Annotated in this window: 16 protein-coding genes; 8 read left to right on the top strand and 8 right to left on the bottom strand. The window is 69.7% G+C overall.

The annotated features are described in order from the left end of the window. Positions 1 to 29: 29 nt before the first annotated feature. Positions 30 to 1,421 carry a wax ester/triacylglycerol synthase family O-acyltransferase gene (locus ASE12_RS12735; RefSeq protein ID WP_056401128.1) on the bottom strand — a complete coding sequence of 464 codons (1,392 nt, stop codon included), beginning with the start codon at positions 1,419 to 1,421 and terminating at the stop codon, positions 30 to 32. A gap of 56 nt (positions 1,422 to 1,477) precedes the next feature. Between ASE12_RS12735 and ASE12_RS12730 the strand changes: the two genes are divergently transcribed. After that, positions 1,478 to 2,737 (top strand): alpha/beta hydrolase, encoded by a 1,260-nt coding sequence (locus tag ASE12_RS12730; protein WP_056401125.1) that lies wholly within the window; start codon positions 1,478 to 1,480, stop codon positions 2,735 to 2,737. Here the strand turns inward: ASE12_RS12730 and ASE12_RS12725 are convergent. Further along, the gene (locus tag ASE12_RS12725; RefSeq protein WP_235508902.1) at positions 2,703 to 3,260 is read right to left on the bottom strand and encodes a dihydrofolate reductase family protein; all 558 of its coding nucleotides are present in this window, start codon (positions 3,258 to 3,260) and stop codon (positions 2,703 to 2,705) included. The genes ASE12_RS12730 and ASE12_RS12725 overlap by 35 nt on opposite strands. Before the next feature lie 88 nt (positions 3,261 to 3,348). Between ASE12_RS12725 and ASE12_RS12720 the strand changes: the two genes are divergently transcribed. Continuing rightward, the gene (locus ASE12_RS12720) at positions 3,349 to 3,831 is read left to right on the top strand and encodes a helix-turn-helix domain-containing protein (protein WP_056401122.1); all 483 of its coding nucleotides are present in this window, start codon (positions 3,349 to 3,351) and stop codon (positions 3,829 to 3,831) included. Here the strand turns inward: ASE12_RS12720 and ASE12_RS20715 are convergent. Next, positions 3,828 to 5,954, bottom strand: coding sequence for an acyl-CoA dehydrogenase family protein (locus ASE12_RS20715; RefSeq protein WP_056401120.1), 2,127 nt, complete (start codon positions 5,952 to 5,954; stop codon positions 3,828 to 3,830). The genes ASE12_RS12720 and ASE12_RS20715 overlap by 4 nt on opposite strands. Before the next feature lie 92 nt (positions 5,955 to 6,046). On the opposite strand from ASE12_RS20715, the gene ASE12_RS12710 reads away from it, so the two are divergent. Then, positions 6,047 to 6,640 carry a TetR family transcriptional regulator gene (locus ASE12_RS12710; protein ID WP_056401117.1) on the top strand — a complete coding sequence of 198 codons (594 nt, stop codon included), beginning with the start codon at positions 6,047 to 6,049 and terminating at the stop codon, positions 6,638 to 6,640. Between the two features lie 5 nt (positions 6,641 to 6,645). Here the strand turns inward: ASE12_RS12710 and ASE12_RS12705 are convergent, their stop codons facing one another. Genes ASE12_RS12705 through ASE12_RS12685 form a run of 5 tightly spaced genes read right to left on the bottom strand, consistent with a single transcriptional unit; the run spans position 6,646 to position 10,871 of the window. Further along, positions 6,646 to 7,347: a hypothetical protein gene (locus ASE12_RS12705; protein WP_056401115.1), complete on the bottom strand. Its 702-nt coding sequence runs from the start codon at positions 7,345 to 7,347 to the stop codon at positions 6,646 to 6,648. Beyond that, positions 7,344 to 8,546, bottom strand: coding sequence for a cytochrome P450 (locus tag ASE12_RS12700; protein ID WP_056401112.1), 1,203 nt, complete (start codon positions 8,544 to 8,546; stop codon positions 7,344 to 7,346). Before ASE12_RS12700 ends, ASE12_RS12705 begins: the two co-directional genes overlap by 4 nt. Beyond that, positions 8,543 to 9,013: a hypothetical protein gene (locus ASE12_RS12695; protein WP_056401110.1), complete on the bottom strand. Its 471-nt coding sequence runs from the start codon at positions 9,011 to 9,013 to the stop codon at positions 8,543 to 8,545. The genes ASE12_RS12700 and ASE12_RS12695 overlap by 4 nt, the downstream gene beginning before the upstream one ends. Further along, positions 9,010 to 10,074: a diacylglycerol kinase gene (locus ASE12_RS12690; RefSeq protein ID WP_056401107.1), complete on the bottom strand. Its 1,065-nt coding sequence runs from the start codon at positions 10,072 to 10,074 to the stop codon at positions 9,010 to 9,012. The genes ASE12_RS12695 and ASE12_RS12690 overlap by 4 nt, the downstream gene beginning before the upstream one ends. Continuing rightward, positions 10,071 to 10,871, bottom strand: coding sequence for an SDR family oxidoreductase (locus ASE12_RS12685; protein WP_056401105.1), 801 nt, complete (start codon positions 10,869 to 10,871; stop codon positions 10,071 to 10,073). Before ASE12_RS12685 ends, ASE12_RS12690 begins: the two co-directional genes overlap by 4 nt. A gap of 89 nt (positions 10,872 to 10,960) precedes the next feature. Here ASE12_RS12685 and ASE12_RS12680 point away from each other — a divergent pair, with 89 nt between their 5' ends. The 5 genes from ASE12_RS12680 (at position 10,961) to ASE12_RS12655 (ending at position 17,365) form a co-directional block, all read left to right on the top strand. After that, on the top strand, positions 10,961 to 11,800 hold the full coding sequence (locus ASE12_RS12680; RefSeq protein WP_056401101.1) for a thioesterase family protein: 840 nt from the start codon (positions 10,961 to 10,963) through the stop codon (positions 11,798 to 11,800). Between the two features lie 45 nt (positions 11,801 to 11,845). Beyond that, a complete protein-coding gene (locus tag ASE12_RS12675) occupies positions 11,846 to 12,637 on the top strand; it encodes a hypothetical protein (RefSeq protein ID WP_056401098.1) in 792 nt (263 codons plus the stop codon). A 64-nt stretch (positions 12,638 to 12,701) separates the two neighbouring features. Continuing rightward, complete coding sequence (locus tag ASE12_RS12670) at positions 12,702 to 13,538, top strand: DUF6159 family protein (protein WP_056401096.1); 837 nt, start codon at positions 12,702 to 12,704, stop codon at positions 13,536 to 13,538. Positions 13,539 to 14,123: 585 nt separating this feature from the next. Then, positions 14,124 to 15,653, top strand: coding sequence for a PQQ-binding-like beta-propeller repeat protein (locus ASE12_RS12660; RefSeq protein ID WP_056401091.1), 1,530 nt, complete (start codon positions 14,124 to 14,126; stop codon positions 15,651 to 15,653). Positions 15,654 to 15,757: 104 nt separating this feature from the next. Then, the gene (locus ASE12_RS12655) at positions 15,758 to 17,365 is read left to right on the top strand and encodes a carboxypeptidase-like regulatory domain-containing protein (protein ID WP_082582245.1); all 1,608 of its coding nucleotides are present in this window, start codon (positions 15,758 to 15,760) and stop codon (positions 17,363 to 17,365) included. Positions 17,366 to 17,373 lie beyond the last annotated feature (8 nt).

Raw genomic sequence — 17,373 nt, 5'->3', positions numbered from 1 at the left:
TGGTGCAGCTCGATCCGAATCTCGGTCGGTCAGCCGAGGACTGAGGCCTTCATCGCCTCGAGCTCGATCGGGAACTGGTTGATCAGGTCCCATACGCCCGGCATCAGCTCGCTGCACGCGATGGCGCCGATGTGCATCTCGCCGTTGTTGCTCATGACCGTGATGTTGAGTCCGGCGCCGTGGAAGATCGGGCCGAGCGGATAGAGCGCGTCGATCCGGGACCCGACGAAGTAGAGCGGCACCGGCGGCCCCGGCACGTTCGAGATGACGAGGTTGTGGATCACCGGCGCGCGCTCGGCCAGCCGCAGGTCCGACACCATGCGCACCGCCAGCCCGAACGTCCGCGGAGCGGCGAACTCGGCCCATTCCTGCAGGGTGTCCGCCGGTACGGCCGAGTGGTGGTCCTTGGCGTGCGCGTTGGCCACGGCCATCTCGGTGATCCGTTCGAGCGGGTCCTCGACGTCGGTGCCGAGCTTGCAGAAGATCGACGAGACCTTGTTGCGGCCGCCCGTACGCGTCGACTCGTTGCGCACCGACACCGGCACGCTCGCGAGCAGCGACGAGTCGGGCAGCTCGCCGCGATCCATCAGGTAGCGCCGCAGGGCTCCACCGCTGAGCGCCAGCACGACGTCGTTGACCGTCGCGCCGGGCACGGCCTTCTTGATCGCCTTGATGTCGTCGAGCGCCACGTCGGTGTAGGCGATCGACCGGTGGCCGGTGATCGTGCCGTTGAAGGACGTACGCGGTGCGGTCAGCGGCGCGGCCATCGCCGTGCCCTTGCGCGCACGGCTCGCGGTCTCGACCAGCGTGCGTACGGTCGGCGCCGCCAGGCGGGCGAGCTGCCACGGCTTCGCAACGGTCGACACGACGCCGCGGCCGAAGAGCTCGAGGTCGGACGGTGCCCTCAGGTGCTCCCCGGCGCTGGTGTCCAGCGGCGGCGCGTCGGGCTCGAGGCTGCACAGGTACGAGATCATGTTGGAGCCCGAGACGCCGTCGACCGACGCGTGGTGCATCTTGGAGAACACCGCGATCTTGCCGTTGGCCAGGCCCTCGAGCACGTGCATCTCCCAGAGCGGGCGGGCCCGGTCGAGGGGGATGCCCGCGAGGTGGCCCGCGACCTCCGAGACCTCGCGCTCGCCACCAGGGGACGGCACGGCGAGCCGGTGCACGTGCCGGTCGATGTCGAACTCGTCGTCCGTCACCCACACCGGGAAGTCGATCTGGCCCGGCACGAACTTGAGCTTGCGGTTGAACATCGCCACGTCGGACACGCGCTCGGCGAGCTGCTCCTTGAACGTCGCGAAGTCGTATCCGCCCGGCATCGTCGCGGGGTCGACCACGATCAACCCGCAGACGTGCATGAGCTGCGCGCCGCTCTCGAGGTAGAGGAAGCTCGCATCGAGTCCGCTGAGTCGATCCATGGCCGTATCCTAGACCCTGCTAGAACCTGTTCTACTGGTCTGAGGGAGCTCACCACATGTCAGCCGGGTATGCCCGACGCCAGCTCGCGCTTGCCACACTCGCCGTCAACGCCGTACGTCCGTTGACGCGCGGTTGGTCCGCGCTGCCCAGCTTCGCCCTGGGCTGGCCGACGAGCGAGCTCGCTCCGCACCTGCTTGGCGCCGCGGCGATCGACACCGCAGCCGAGCTGACGGTGCGCCGGTCCAAGCCGTCCCGCGCTGGACTGCTCGCCGCCGCGGCCGCCGCAGGTCTCCTGGCCCACACGATCGCGGGCGCACGGCGTACGGGCACCCAGCTCGACGAGGCGCTTCGTGAAGGCATCGGCGACGGCTACCTCGACGAGATCGACCTGCCCGGCCCCCTCGACCTGCGGCTCCCCCGCGGCTCGGTCGCTCGCCCCTTCAACTTCAAGGCGCGCGACATCGAGGTGCTGCGCAACGTGCCCTACACCGAGGGCGGGCGGCGGGCGCATCTCGACATCCGCCGGCCCAAGGACCGCGACCTGAGCAAGGCGCCCGTCCTGATCCAGATCCACGGCGGCGGCTGGACGATCGGCAACAAGGAGCAGCAGGGCCTCCTGCTGATGAACCGCATGGCGCGCGAAGGCTGGGTCTGCGTGTCCGCCAACTACCGGCTCGCGCCGAAGTACCGGTTCCCCACGCAGATCGTGGACGTCAAGCGGGCAATCGCCTGGGTGCACGAGAACATCGCGGACTACGGCGGCGACCCCTCGTACGTCGTCATCACCGGCGGATCGGCCGGCGGGCATCTCGCCTCGCTGGCGACCCTCACCCCTGACCTGGCCGCGTACCAGCCCGGGTTCGAGGACTCGGACACGTCGGTGTCGGGGTGCGTGTCGTTCTACGGCGTCTACGACCTCGGCGGCATCACCGAGCAGCGGGCCGCGATCGACATGCGCGACAGGTTCCTCGGCCCGCGGGTATTCGGCAAGAACCCCGGCCACCACCTCGACGAGTTCGTGCAGGCGTCGCCCATCGCGCAGGTCACCGAGCACACGCCGGACTTCTTCGTGATCCACGGCAGCAACGACACCGTCGTGTCAGTCAACCAGGCTCGCGCGTTCGTCGCGGCTCTCCGCGAGAAGTCGGACGCCTCCATCACCTACGCCGAGCTGCCCGGCGCCCAGCACGCGTTCGAGCTGTTCTCGTCGATCCGCAGCCAGCACACGATCGCCGCCGTCCAGCGCTGGCTCCAGTGGCACCGGACGAGGAACCAGAAGGTCAGCTCGCCGGCTCGGGCCGATAGCGGAGGTTGACGGCACGCTTCGCGGCGTCGCCGACCATGGCAAGGCGCACGGGCTTGCTGCCGGGAGCGTCGTAGAGCCGGATTCCGTCGCCGAGCAGCACCGGAGCGAGGTGCAGGTCGATCTCGTCGACCAGCCCCAGCTCGAGGGCCTGCTTGCCGATCGTCGGCGAGAAGATCTCGAGGTTCTTGCCCTGAGCCGCCTCGAGCCCGATCCGTACAGCTTCCGGCACATCGCAGCTGAGGAAGGTGATGTCCTCGCTGGGTCGAGCGTCCTCCGGATGGTGTGTCAGCACGAAGATCGGTCCCTGCCACGCTCCGCCGTATGGCCGAGAGTCGCCGATCGCGCTGTCGTACCCGTCGCGCCCGGCCAGAACGGCTCCCGTGGTCTGGATGTACTCGTCGTGCAGCCCGGGTCGCACCGTCATGCCAGCCATGAAGTCCATGGTGTGTCCCGGACCCGCGACGAATCCGTCCAACGAGATCGCGAAGTGCATCAGCACCTTGCCTGCTGCGGTCTGCGGTTGAGTGTCCATCATCATTCCTTCCACCGCTTGCGATCTGCAAGCAGTGAGTCGACCCTAGGGCCACTGGTGGTAATCTGCAAGCGGTTAGGAGGCACACATGACGGAATCGCCTCGTTCGGGGTGCCCGATCAATGCGGCGGTCGAGGCATTCGGCGACAGCTGGAGCCTGCTGGTGCTCAGGGACGTGATGTTCGGCAATCGGCGCTACTTCAGGGAGCTCCAGAGCGGCTCCGAGGAGGGCATCGCATCGAACATCCTGGCGGATCGGCTCAAGCGCCTGGTCGCCTCCGGCCTGCTGACCCGCGAGGACGTCGGCCCCGGCCGACGCGCCGCTTACAGCCTCACGGAGGCTTCGATCCAGCTGGTGCCGGTGTTCGCGCAGCTGGGTGAATGGGGGCTGCAGCATCGGCCGACCACCGAGCGGCTCCGCGTGCGAGCCGAGCTGCTCTCGGCCGGTGGCCCTGACCTGTGGGACGAGTTCATGGCCGAGCTCCGCCACCTTCATCTCGGCGCTCCAGCGCCGCAGCACCCCGTCAGCGTGAGGCAGCGCCTCGCCGAGGCACTCGACGCAGCGAGCTAGCTCCGAGGCAGCCCGAGCACGCGTTCGGCGACGACGTTGCGCAGGATCTGCGTGGTGCCGCCGGCGATCGACAGGCAGCGCGTCAGCAGCATCTCGTGCACGTCAGGGTTGTCCGCCTCGAACAGTGCCGCAGGACCCAGCAGGTCGACGACGAGCTCCGACGCCTCCTGCCGGTTGCGTACGCCCAACAGCTTGGCGACGCTCGACTCCGGGCCGGGACCGCGTCCGGCGATCGACCGCAACGTCGACCGTACGCCCAGCAGCTGGCACACCGAGGCCAGCGCGACCTGGTGCCCGACCCGTGCCGCGTCGGTCTCCGACTCGCGTCCGGCCAGCAGCTCGACCGCGCGCTCGGTGCTCATGCCGAGCTTGCTGCCGGCCATCGCGACGCGCTCGTTGGCCAACGTCGTACGGGCGAGCTTCCAGCCCTCGTTGACCTCGCCGACGACGCACTCGTCGGGCACGAAGACCTCGTCGAGGAACACCTCGTTGAACATCGCGTCGCCGGTCAGCTCACGCAGCGGCCGGATGTCGATGCCGGCCGACGTCATGTCGACGAGGAAGTAGGTGATGCCTCGATGGCGGGCGTCGCGGTCGGTGCGGGCGAGGCAGATGCCCCAGTCGGCTTCGCGCGCCCTCGAGGTCCACACCTTCTGACCTGTCAGGTGCCAGCCGCCCTCGGTGCGTACGGCGCGGGTCGTCAGCGAGGCCAGGTCGGAGCCAGCGCCGGGCTCGCTGAAGAGCTGGCACCACTTCAGCTCGCCGAGCAGCGTCGGCATGACGAAGCGTTCAGCCTGCTCGGCGGTGCCGTGGTCGATGATCGTCGGCACGGCCCACCCGCCGATCGCGATGTCAGGACGTACGAGCGAGGCGCGGGCCAGCTCCTCGTCGACCACGAGCTGCTCGACCGGACCGGCGTCGAGCCCGTGCGGCCGAGGCCAGTGCGGCATCAGGTAGCCGGACTCGACGAGGGCTGCGCGCTGCTGGTCCTCGGGCAGGGCGGCGATGGCCTCGACCGCCGTGCGGGTCGCTGTGCGGAACTCCTCGTCCGTGCCACCGAAGTCGATCTCCGGAACGCGCCGCTGGCCGGTGCCGGCCCGCCGGGCGAGGCGGGCTGCGGACTGCTCCGCGCTGCCGGCGACAGCACGGATCGCGAGTCGCAGCGCGATCGCCCGGCGGAGGTAGAGGTGGGCGTCGTGCTCGAAGGTGAAGCCGATGCCGCCGAGCACCTGGATGCAGTCCTGGGCAACCGACACCGCGCCGTCGAATGCGACCGCCGCGGCGACATCAGCGGCATACTGCGCCTCCCCCGCCGGTACGTCCGACCGTGCGGTCGTGGCGGCGTCCCACGCCACCGCGGCCACCGACTCCGTGGTCTCCAGCATCTGCGAGCACAGCTGCTTGATCGCCTGGAACGAGCCGATCGGTGCACCGAACTGCTCACGCACCTTGGCGTACTCAACCGCGGTGTCGAGGCACCACTGCGCGATGCCGGAGGCCTCTGCGGCAGCCAGAGCCACCAGGACCCAGAGCACCGCGTCGTCGTCGACCCCGGGCAGAGCGGTGACCTGATCGGCGGTGGCGTCAACGCGTACGCGCCCACCCCTCCGGGACAGGTCGAGGCCGACCTCGGGCTCGGCGCGCCAACCATCGGCATCGACCAGGACCCATGCAGCGTCGGTCGTACGGGCGAGGAGCCAGCGCGCCTCCACCACGTCGAGCACGACGTCGAGGTCGCCGCGAGCGCCGCCGTCGTCCACCGTCAGCGCACCCGACACTGCCACCGCCGCGCTCGCACCTTCGACGATCCCGGCCAGCGCGTTGCCGTCGTCGGCGAGCTGCGCGACGACCACCGTGCCGAGCAGCGGACCGGGCACCAAGGCGTACGCCGCGGCCTCGAGCGCGATCGCCTGATGGACCAGCGATCCCTCGCCGCCACCGTGCTGCTCGTCGATGGCGATGGCGGGCAGACCCGCCTCGACGACCGCCTGCCACGTCTTCGCGAACGCCGCGGCCGGATCGGTCTCGACGTCTCGGAGGGCGACCGGGCCGCCGAGTCCAGAGGCCCAGGCCCGTAAACTGGTACTCAGTTCTAGATCGTCACGAGTCACGCCGATGGGCATCTGTCGCCTCCGAATCTAGAACGTGTTTCAATCATAGCGACGGTCGGCGAGGTCAGCTCGAGCACCAGACCGCGGACAGGAGACGATGCCGGATGACCAGCACGACCGAGACGCCCGGCTCCAACGCCCAGCGGGAGCGCCGCCGCCGCATCCTCGACGCGACGATCGCCCTCGCGGACTCCGGCGGCTACGACGCCGTCCAGATGCGCGCGGTCGCCGACAACGCGGACGTCGCCCTCGGCACCCTCTACCGCTACTTCCCGTCCAAGATCCATCTCCTGGTCACCGCCCTCGGTCGTGAGTTCGAGCGGGCCGAGGCCCAGTCGCGTACGCGCGTCGTGCCCGGCGACACGGCGCACCAGCGCGTCATGCACGTGCTCGGCGTGACCACCACGGCGCTGCAGAAGCAGCCCGAGCTGACCGAGGCCCTGACGCGGGCGTTCATGTTCGCCGACGCGTCGGTCGCCGAGGAGATCCACGTCGTCGGCGTCAAGCTCACCGCGATGATCACGCACGCGATCGACGGCACCGACGAGGCGCGCGAGCCCACCGACGAGGACATGGCGATCGTGCGGGTCATCGGCGACGTGTGGCTGTCGGCGCTCATGGGCTGGGTCACCGGCCGCACCTCTGCCGAGGACGTCACCAAGTCGATGGACGTCGCGGTCAAGCTCCTGCTGCGCTGACCCGGTCACGCCAGGTCCTCGTACGTCTTGAGGCGCCGGAGCGTGTGCGAACGCGGCGCGAAGTCGGCGATCACCGCGACCGGCGCACCGTCCTGCGTCCCTGACGCCGTGACGCTGTTGCCCGCCGCGATCACCTTGGACACCTCGCGGACGCCGTTGGCCGCGAGCTCGGCGAGGAGCACCTGCTTGCGGCGCCGCCCGACGAAGCGTGCCGCGCCGACGAACCGCAGCGCCGCTCCGATGCCCAGCGTGCGGAACATGTGCGCGAACTGGCCGAGCGCCGCGACGACGTACGCCCGCCGCGGCAGCATGAGCTGGCGGTAGACCGGCAGCGGTTCCCAGTACGCCGCCATGCGCCGGACCTTGAGTGCACCGTCCTCGTACGTGGTCTGGTAGATCAGGTGCGCCGGCGTGCGCACCACGACACCGGGAGCCAGCGTCGTCACGATCGTCGCGTCACGGACCACGTCGAAGCCGTCGATCCAGTCCTGCGCCACCTCGAACGCGATGTCGTTCGGGGCGATGAACGTGTCCCAGAACCGCTCCAGCGCGCAGGGCTCCTGCGACCGTACGGGCCCGGCGCCGACGGGGTCCTCGACCACGTGCTCCTGCCCGAAGATGCCGACCCAGCCGACCTTGTCGTGCACCGCGACGTACGCGGGCGACGAACGTACGAGGGCCAGCACCTCGGCCCGGTCGGGCGTCACGCGCCCGCCCGGAACGGCACGCGCGTCGGCCGCCGCACGTACGGCCCGGGAGCGTGCTCGACGCCGCCGAGGTCGACCTCGAACCGCGGGAACCTGGTGAGCAGCTCCTCGAGCGCGACCCGGGCCTGCATGCGCGCGGCAGCGGCGCCGAGGCAGTGGTGGTTGCCGTGGCTGAACGTGAGGATCTGGCTCGGCCCACGAGTGACGTCCAGCTCCTCGGCGTCCGGACCGTACTTCAGCGGGTCGCGGTTGGCCGACCCGTAGAGCAGCAGCACCTTGCGCCCAGCCGGGATCGTCGTCCCGTCGATCTCGACGTCACAGGTCGTTGTGCGGCACAGCCCCTGCACGGGCGAGGTCAGCCGCAGCAGCTCCTCGACCGCGTCGGGGACGAGATCGAGGTCGGCGGTGAGGAGCTCGCGCTGGTCGGGCCGGCCGCTCAGCAGCTGCACCGCTCCGCCGAGCATCCCAGTCGTCGTGTCGTTGCCGCCCGTGACCATCGTGAACGCGAAGCCGAGGATCGACAGCAGGCCAGGCATGTCGTCGGCCATGCCGGCGGCGACGAGGTGCGAGATCGTGTCGTCGTCGGGCTCGCGGCGCCTGCGCTCGGCGAGCTCGGTGAAGTACGTCATCAGCTCGGTGACGGCCTCGGCCGCCTCGAGCGGGTGACCGGCCGAGCTGGCCGCCACGATGTCGTGCGTCCACCGGTCGAAGCGGTCGCGATCCTCAGCGGGCACGCCCAGGTAGTGCGCCACGACCATCGTCGGCAGCGGCTTGAACAACTCCGCGACGATGTCGACCTCACCGGCCTCGGCGACACGGTCGAGGCGCTCGCCGACGTACGCGCGCACGACGGGCTCGACGCTGGCGACCTGGCGCGGGGTGAACCCGCGGGAGACCGTGCGCCGGAAGTCGGTGTGGCTCGGCGGGTCCAGCATGACGAACGGCGGGTTGTCCCGCAGCCCGATCCTGTCGAGCTCGTCGTACTCCGTCGTCAACCCCTGGGCCGACGAGAACGTCTCGACGTCGCGGGCCGCCTCGAACACGTCGGCGTGGCGCGAGAGCACCCAGTAGTCGGCGTCCGGGTTCCCGGCAGGCACCACGTGATGGACCGGATCGCGCTCCCGCAGCGCGGCGTACATCGGCCACGGATCGCGCCACGACGGCCCGGACCGCGGTACGTACACAGGTGGCTCGGTCAAGCGGCCGGTTCGATCGTGAACGTCGCGTCGATCTTCTTGATGGTGCAGGCGGCGGTCAGCGTGAAGTCCTCGTCGACCGTCGAGCTCGCGAGCGACACTCCGCCCAGCCCGACCGGGATGTCGTAGTGCGCGTTGATGACACCGGCACGGCCGTCGGGCTGCCACGTCCACACCACTTTCTCGATCGACGTGAACACGGAGTACTGGATGTGCAGGTAGAGCTGCAGCTTGAGGTCGAGCGCGGACACCGAGGTCGGCAGCCCGTTCTCGATCCGCAGCACCAACGGGTCGAGCGGGATCGACCAGGCCGCGTTGCGGTCGACGAGGGCGTCGAGGTACTTCTGCGCCGCTGCCTGCGAACCGGCCTGTGAGCAGCCGGTCGCGGCCTGGGCTGCTGCCGGCGAGACGACGGCGAGTGTCGCGGCCATGGAGACGGCGGCCAGGAGACGGCCGAGGCGTACGTTCATGTGACCACCAGTCCGCGCCCGGTGACGAGCGGAAGGTCGAGTGCCGTGACGAGTCCCGGCTTGGCGCCGACGACCGCGGGCACGGCGTTGACGAGCCGCATCGCGGTCGCCTTGAGGCCGGCGGTGTTGTGGTCGCCATCGGTGCCCAGCAGCTGCAGGTCGAGGGTGTAGTTGGGCTCGCCCTTGATCTCGACGCGGTAGCACCCGTGGCCGGCAGGCTGCGGCCAGTCCGGGCCGATGTCGTCGTGGACGCGGGTCACGTGCTCCAGCACGACGACCGCCTTGTCGCCCACCTTGCCGCGCACCTCGAAGTGCAGGCCCGCGACCGTGCCCTCCTCGACGCGACCGCTGTCGATGTCGAACGACTCCGTCGCCGGGAGCCGCTCATAGAACTCCTCGACGTCGTCGAGCTCGACCCCGAGGCCGGCGGCGATCTGGTGCACGACGCTGCCCCACGCCATCGTCAGGATGCCGGGCTGCAGGAGCATCGGGACGTGGTCCATCGGCTTGCCGAAGCCCATCACGTCGAAGACGATCATCCCCTGGTCGTACGTGTTGTAGTTGAGCACCTCGGAGCAGCGCACCTGGTCGATGCGCTCGCTGATGCTGGTCAGCGACAGCGGCAGCCAGTCGTTGGCGAAGCCGGGGTCGATGCCGTTGACGTACAGGGAGACGCCGCCCTCAGCCGCCGCCTGCTTGACCCCCTCGGCCATCTCGACGACCGGTCCGGACGGGAACTGCAGGAACACAGGCCCGCTCGAGACGACGTTGATTCCGGCCCGCAGCAGGCGCTCGAGGTCGGCCATCGCCTCGAACAGCCGGTCGTCGGCCATCGCCGAGTGCACGACGGCGTCGGGCTTGAGCGCGAGGATCTCCTCGACATCGTTCGTGGCGAGGACGCCGAGGTCACGGCCGAGCCCGGCGAGCTCCCCCGCGTCCTTGCCGACCTTGTCGGGGTTGGACACCCAGAGGCCGACGAGCTCGAGGTCGGGACGCGCGTCGATGCCGGCCAGCACGTGCCGCCCGACGTTGCCCGTGCTCCATGCGACGACTCTGATCATTCGGGGACTCCCAGGTCTGGCAGGGCCATGTCGAGGTTGGGCTGGTCGATGCCACCGTCGACCTCGAGCACCTTGCCGGTGAGGTAGCCGCCGGCGGGGCTGGCGAGGAACAGGACGGTCGCGGCGATGTCGTCGGGGTCGCCGATGCGGCGCAACGGCGTGTTGGCCTCCATCTGCGCGGTGAGCCCTTCGTCGCCGGTGACGATCTCGAGCGCGGAGGTGGCGACGGAGCCGACGGCGATCGCGTTGACCCGTACGCGTGGCGCGAGGTCGCGGGCGGCGAGGCGGGTCCAGTGTGCGAGCGCCGCCTTGGCCGTCCCGTACGCGAGGTAGCCGCGACCACTGACCCGGCCCATGACCGACGAGATGTTGACGACCGCCCCGCCGTCGCTCTTGAGCAGGTGCGGCAGCGCGGCACGGGTCAGCGCGTGCGCGGTCGAGACGTTGAAGTGGAACGCACCCTCGAGCGCGGCCACGTTCGTGCGTACGAACTCCTTGGGCATCGATCCGCCGACGTTGTTGACCACCACGTCGAGCCGTCCGAACGCGTCGACCGCGGTCTGCGCGAGCGCAGCGACCTGGTCGAGGTCGGACAGGTCAGCCGGCACGACCAGGGCCTTGCGGCCCAGGGCCTCGACCTGTGCGGCGACCTCGCGGAGCTGTTCCTCCGTACGCGCAGCGAGGACGACATCGGCACCGGCTTCGGCGAGCGCGAGGGCGCTGGCAGCGCCGATCCCGCGGCCGGCTCCGGTGACGACCGCGACCCGGTCGTCGAGGCGGAATCTTTCGAGCACCATGGCGGGGACAGTAGCGCAAAACTGGAACACGTTCTAGTCTTTGGGTACCAGGCGGATCTGTTGCCTGACGCACCTGACAGGCTTATCCCATGTCCCTGGCCATGTTCACTCTCGACGGCGACCGGCTCGTCCCGGCCGAGATCGCCCGCAGCATGTGGAAGCACGACCAGATGCATGGCGTCGCGATCAGCGGTGCCCTCGCCCGCGCGCTGGAGCTGCAGCTCGCCGCGCTCGGCCGCACCGACCTGCACCCCGCGCGCTACACCGTCGACCTGTTCCAACCGGCCACGATGGCACCGTGCACGGTCGAGACGGAGGTCGTCCGCGAGGGGCGGCGCATCTGCCTGATCGACGCGTCACTGATGCAGGAGGGCGTACGCGTCGCCCGTGCCAGCTGCATCTTCCTGCTGGCGACCGAGACGCCCAAGGGGGATGTGTGGTCTCCGGTCGAACGCCCGCAGCCGCCGCCGGAGGACCTCGTCCCCGTGAGCGACGAGCCGCGGGTGCCGCACTTCGTCAGCGACTCGCCCTGGTCCCAGTCGTTCCCCGACCACCAGAACTCCGGCCGCAAGCAGACCTGGCAGGCCGGCCTGCCCGTCGTCGAGGGTGAGGAAGGTACGCCGTTCCAGTCGGTCGCCAGCATCGCCGACGGCACGAGCATGGTGGTCAACTGGGGCACCGAGGGCGTGAAGTTCATCAACACCGACATCACCCTCGCGCTTGCCCGCCCTCCGGTCAGCCGCGAGATCGGCCTGTCCGTGACGGACCGTGTCGAGCACGACGGAATCGCCGTGGGCACCGTCGAGGTCTTCGATCGCGCCGGCCCACTGGGTACGGCCATGGTCACCGCGTTGGCCAACGCTGCGCGCCCGATCGACTTCGGCGACGTCGAGTTCGAGGACGACGGCAGCCGCAAGCCTGCTGAGTGAGCGGGTCAGGTGGCAGTCAGGTGAGGCCGCCTAGCATCTGAAGGCATGCCAGTCCGAACCTTCCGCGCGCCCAAGGTCCCCGAGGTCTTCCTCCTGTTCTGGGTCGTCAAGCTGCTCACGACCGGCATGGGCGAGGCGGGGTCCGACTTCCTCGGCACCGTCAGCATCCCGTTGGCTGCGGCGATCGGCATCGGCGGCTTCTTCGTCGTCCTGTGGCTGCAGCTGCGTGCCGAGACGTACCACCCGGTGCGCTACTGGGTCACTGTCCTGGGCGTCGCACTGTTCGGCACGATGATCGCCGACGGCCCGCACGTCGTCCTCGGCACGCCGTACGCCGTGGACTCCGCGATCTATCTCGCGCTGCTGGTCGGCCTGCTCGCGTGGTGGAGGCAGAGCGAGGGCACGCTGTCGGTCCACTCCATCACCTCCAGCCGCCGCGAGCGGTTCTACTGGGGCGCGGTCCTGCTGACGTTCGGCCTCGGCACCGCCGTCGGCGACACGACCGCGATCGAGGTGGGCCTCGGCTTCGCCTGGTCGATCGCGCTCTTCGGAGTCCTGATCCTCGTCCCGTACGTGCTCTGGCGGCTCGGCCTCAACGCCACCGGCGCGTTCTGGGCGGCGTACGTGCTGACCCGCCCGCTCGGCGCCTCGGTCGCCGACTGGCTCGGCAAGCCGCACTCGTCGGGCGGCCTCGGCTGGGGTGACGGCACGGTCACCGGCATCGCCCTGGTGATCTTCGCGGCCCTTGTCGCGTACCTCGCGGTGAGCCACACCGATGTCGAGGGCGCGCACCGGGCAGAGCCGGTCACGCCGGAGCTCGAGACGGTTCCCGAATAGCGCTCGCAGCGTCCGGCTCACCGTGCAACCATCGGACTGAGAACGCCCAGTCCGAGGAGCGCCGATGTCGAACCCCAATGGCAAAGAGCTGCTGAAGGCCACGTACGACCTCCTCCGCCAGGACAAGGGCATGCTCGTGCTCCCGTTCGTCAGCTCCGTGTCCGGCATCATCGCTGCCGCCGTGTTCTTCGTGCCCGGCTACGGTCTCGGCTGGTACGTCAACGGCCAGGAGGAAGGCAAGATCGCCTACTACGCCGGCCTCGCCCTCGCCGGCCTCGGTGCGACGATCGTCTCCGTCTTCTTCCAGGTCGCCTTGGTCATCGGTGCGAACCAACGTGCGGACGGTGGCGAGCCCACGACGCGGGGATGCCTGCAGGAGGCGTGGAAGTTCCGCGGCAAGATCCTCGCCTGGTCCGTCGTCACCGCGACGGTCGGATTCGTGCTCCAGCTCATCCACGACAAGCTCGGCTTCCTCGGGTCGCTGCTCAACTTCTTCGGCGGGCTGGCCTGGAGCGTCGCGACGTTCGTCGTCGTGCCGGTGCTCGTCACCGAGGACGTCGGCCCCATCACGGCGATCAAGCGCTCTGGCCGCGTGCTGCGTGACACCTGGGGCACGAGCCTGCGCACAGCCCTTCGCGGCGGCGTGCTGGTGCTCGGGTTGTGGCTCGTCCCGTCGATCGCGCTCGGGGTCGGCCTCTGCATGATCTTCGCCGGTGGCCCCGGGGTGCTCGTCGTCGGCATGGCTCTGGCCGTTGTCGGTGGCCTCGCGCTTGTCTTCGTCGGCAGCCTCATCGGAGCGGTGGGCACGTACGCCCGGGCGTTGATCTACCGGTACGCCGTCGGCCTCCCGACGCCCGGGATCGAGCCGCGCCTGCTCGCCGGCGCGTTCCAGCCCAAGTAGCTCAGCCCTGCCGGCAGTCGGCACGAAGCCCGCGAGGGAGCGGTGCGTGCCGAACCACGCGTTCGCCTCCGTGACGCAGTCGTCGGCTGCCGCGCGATCGCGTACGACGAAGCGTGCCCCGTCCTCGTCGACGTCGGAGCGGGTGGACTCCCGCACCTCCACGACCCATCGGCCGCGGAAGAAGAGCTTGTTGCTCAGGAATCCGATGATCCCGACCAGGCCCGGGAGGATCGTCGTCCACGAGTCGTAGCCGGAGAACCTGATCAGCTTGAGCCCACCCTGCGGGTAGATGCGGATCGCGGGCCCGTCGTGGAAGCTGTTCCACTCGTACTCGCTCCGGCGGCTCGTCATGAGCCGGCCACCCTCGTCGGTCCAGACGTACGGGTCACCCGTCACCACCCCTTGCTCACCACGAAGGTCATGCGGGCGGCCGGCCCGTGCCGCAAGGATGACTCGCCGCTCCAAGGCGTCGGCAAACGTGGGTGCCCGGGCGAGATGACCCAGGTGCGACAATGAGTCACCGCCCGGGGGCGAGGTCGCGATGCGACCGCGGTCGGCCTGTCCCCATCTGACCCACGAGGACACATGCCGGACGCTCCTGACTACGCCTCCATCACGCGGCGACACGCCCGCCCCTGGCTCGCCATCGTGCTGATCGCCATCGCCATCGCCGTGGCGTGTGTCGTCTGGAGGCCGAACCTGACGGTCTACCTCGTCGCCCTCGGGGTCGCCGCGCTCGCTGCCGTACGGGCGGCGTTCATCCTGACCGACGGCCGGCAGCGCGTGCTGGGCCACGCGGTGATCGTCCTGGTGCTCGCGGCCTCGATCGTCACACCGTGGCGGCTCGCGGAGGCGGAGCGGAGTGGAAGCCCGCGCTGGACCACCGCGACCGACGGCATCGCCGACCACCCCTACGTGGACGGCAACCGCATGCTGTTCACCGACTACGACGGCCTGCATGCGCTGGACCTGAGGACCGGCAAGATCCTGTGGACGTTCGACGGCATCAGCCGCATCGCGGAGCTCAAGGTCGCCGCTGACGGCCACGTGCTCGTCAGGTCGGGCCGCACCGAAGGTGACCAGGCCGCGTGGTTGTCGCCGGACGGCCGCGAGCTCTGGCGGTCCGAGATGCAGAAGCGCCACGTTTACCTCATGGGCCTGGACCTGGAGAACGTCCTCGCGTCGAGCCACGGCGTGCTCGCCGCCCCGCGGTGCACGACCAAGGCAGAGGTCACGTCCTGCACGTACGTGGGCATCGGACCGGACGGCAAGCAGCGGTGGGAGTCGAAGGGCTTCGAGTCGAGAGCCCTGTTCGAGCGCCAGGAGGCCGACTCGTCCGACGGCGATCCCCGACGGCTGCCCGAGGCCGCCGTGATCGACACCGAGCCGGGCTTCGGCGGTACGGCTCAGGTCGTCGCGGCCGACGACGGTGACGTCACTGCGACGATCGACTACTCCGCGTCGGTCCCCGTCATCACCCGCAAGATCGTGGTGTCGCAGACCGCATCGGCCGGCAGCTCGAAGATGTGCCGTTCACACGGCGTCAGCATCGACGGGAAGGTCGACTGGACCGCCGAGACGCCGTGCCTCTCCATCTCAGCAGTGGTGCTTGGGACTCGTGTCTACGGCGATGTCGACGACGATCGCCCGGAGAGCGACGATCGCATCATCCAGTCCTACATGATCGACGCCGAGACCGGGCACTGGAAGATCGTCGGGGGCCTCGAGCAGTTCAACAGTGACAAGGACGCCAGGGTCGGCGTGCCCGGGGCCGATGTCGTCGTGCAACGGAACCACCAGCAGCTGACCGGGCGGGACCCCGACACCGGCAAGAAGCTCTGGGAGCTCCACAGCCCGGGAGACGGCATCCCTGGTGTGTCGACGGCGCACGGTGCGGCGGTCGTGCTCTCGGACGCCGGCCGGGGCCACAACCCGTTCTTCGCCGGCGATGAACGCCTCAACGGTCGCACGATCCTGGTCGTCGACTCGAAGACGGGGCACGTCACCGGGTCGCGGTCCATGCCCGACGTCTGGAACATCGTGCCCGCTGGGCCCGGGCGCGCGGTCCTCATCGACCGGGACGAGCTCTCCCTCATCGGATCGGCCGCCGACTGAGCCCTGTCGGTTCGCCCCGGCGTCGTACGTGCCAGCACTGACGACTGAGGGCGCCCGCGCGGCTAGGTTCGACGCCTCGGTCCCCTTCGCTCCCAGAGGTCGTCATGCCCACATCCACCACCCTTGACCGCCCGGCTTCGCGCACCACGCGCCTCGCGAGCATGGTTGTCGCGCTGCTCGTCGCCCTCGCCGGCTTGGTCGCCGTCGCTCAACCCGCCGCTGCGGCGGGTGCCACCCTCACCGGGCGGGTCGTGACGACCGACGGGACGCCCATCGACCGCATGCAGGTCTACATCAACACCGGAGGAGGCGGCCAGATCCAGGCCCTCACGGGCACCGACGGAACGTACAAGCTTCAGGGAGTGCCGGCCGGGACCGTGGACGTCTTCGTGTACGACCCGTACATCACCTACAACGACGGACCGTGGAAACACCTGACCCAGCTGACCGACGGCGAGACGCGTGCCGTCGCCGACTTCGCCCTCGCCCTGCGCGACAACTCCATGTTCGACGTCAAGCTCTTCGGCCACGTCTACGACGCGTCGGGCAAGCCGGCACGCGGGGTCGCGGTGATGGCGAAGTCGACCGCCGACAACCAGACCGGCGGCTTGGCGATCACCGACCGCAACGGGTTGTTCCTGATGTACTCGTCGACGGGCGTCTTCGGCGCTCCGCCGCCCGCGCCAGGCACCTACAAGCTCCAGTACCAGGACGGCTTCGTGGCCAACCCGATCGACCCGAGCTTCGATCCCTTCGACACGTTCGGCTACGGCCTCCGCTACTCGGGCGACCAGCCGACCCTGGCCCGCGCCACGACGGTCACGGTCGACTCGGGCTCGCACGACGTGGGAGCGGTGACGGTCACCCGCAACGGCGGGATCTCCGGTGCGCTGACCAGCACCGTGCCCATCACCAACCGCACCGTGACGTTCTACAACTCCGACGGCGAGCAGGCCGCCATCGTCCCGAACGCGAACCCTGACGGGACGTACGAGACCGTCTCGCTGCGGCCGGGGACCTACTACGTCCGCTTCTCCTCCTCTGACGGCGGCGGGAGCAAGTTCATCCGCGCCTTCTGGCACGACTCCGCTTCGCTGGCCGACGCGACCCCCGTGGTCGTCAAGAGCGGGGCGTCGACGGCCGGCGTCAGCCAGGTCCTGAGCGACCAGCTCACCGCGTACGTCACGCCGACCATCTCCGGCAGCCCGGTCGTGGGTGCCACCCTGACCGCGTCGCCGGGATCGTGGAGCCTGAACGCCACCACCGAGTTCTCGTACGAGTGGTTCGCCGGCGGCGTGCACGCTGGAACGGGCAAGACGTACAAGCCCGTGACGGCCGATGTCGGCAAGGCGCTCACCGTCGAGGTCACGGCGATCGCACTGGACAAGTCGGGCACCGAGACCTCCACGGCGACCACGGCCGTGAAGCGGTCGTCCAAGGTCACCGCGAGCGGCAGCTACTCACGGTCGAAGAAGCGTCTCACGCTGACGGTCCGGGTGACCGTGCCCGGCGTGACCAGCCCCGGCGGCACCGTCACCGTGAAGGAGGGCACCCACACGATCAAGGCACGCGTCGCCCTCCGCAGCGGAAAGGCCGTCATCACGATCAGCAAGCCGAGGACTGGCCGCAAGCACTACTACAGGCTCAGCTACTCGGGCTCCAACACGATCGCCGCCGCCACCGGCAGCACGTCGTACTACGTGCCGCGGTAGCGACGACC

Source organism: Aeromicrobium sp. Root236 (assembly GCF_001428805.1).
GTDB lineage: Bacteria > Actinomycetota > Actinomycetes > Propionibacteriales > Nocardioidaceae > Aeromicrobium.
Note: the sequence above shows the minus strand (reverse complement) of the source record. Positions and strands in the feature narration are given on the sequence as shown.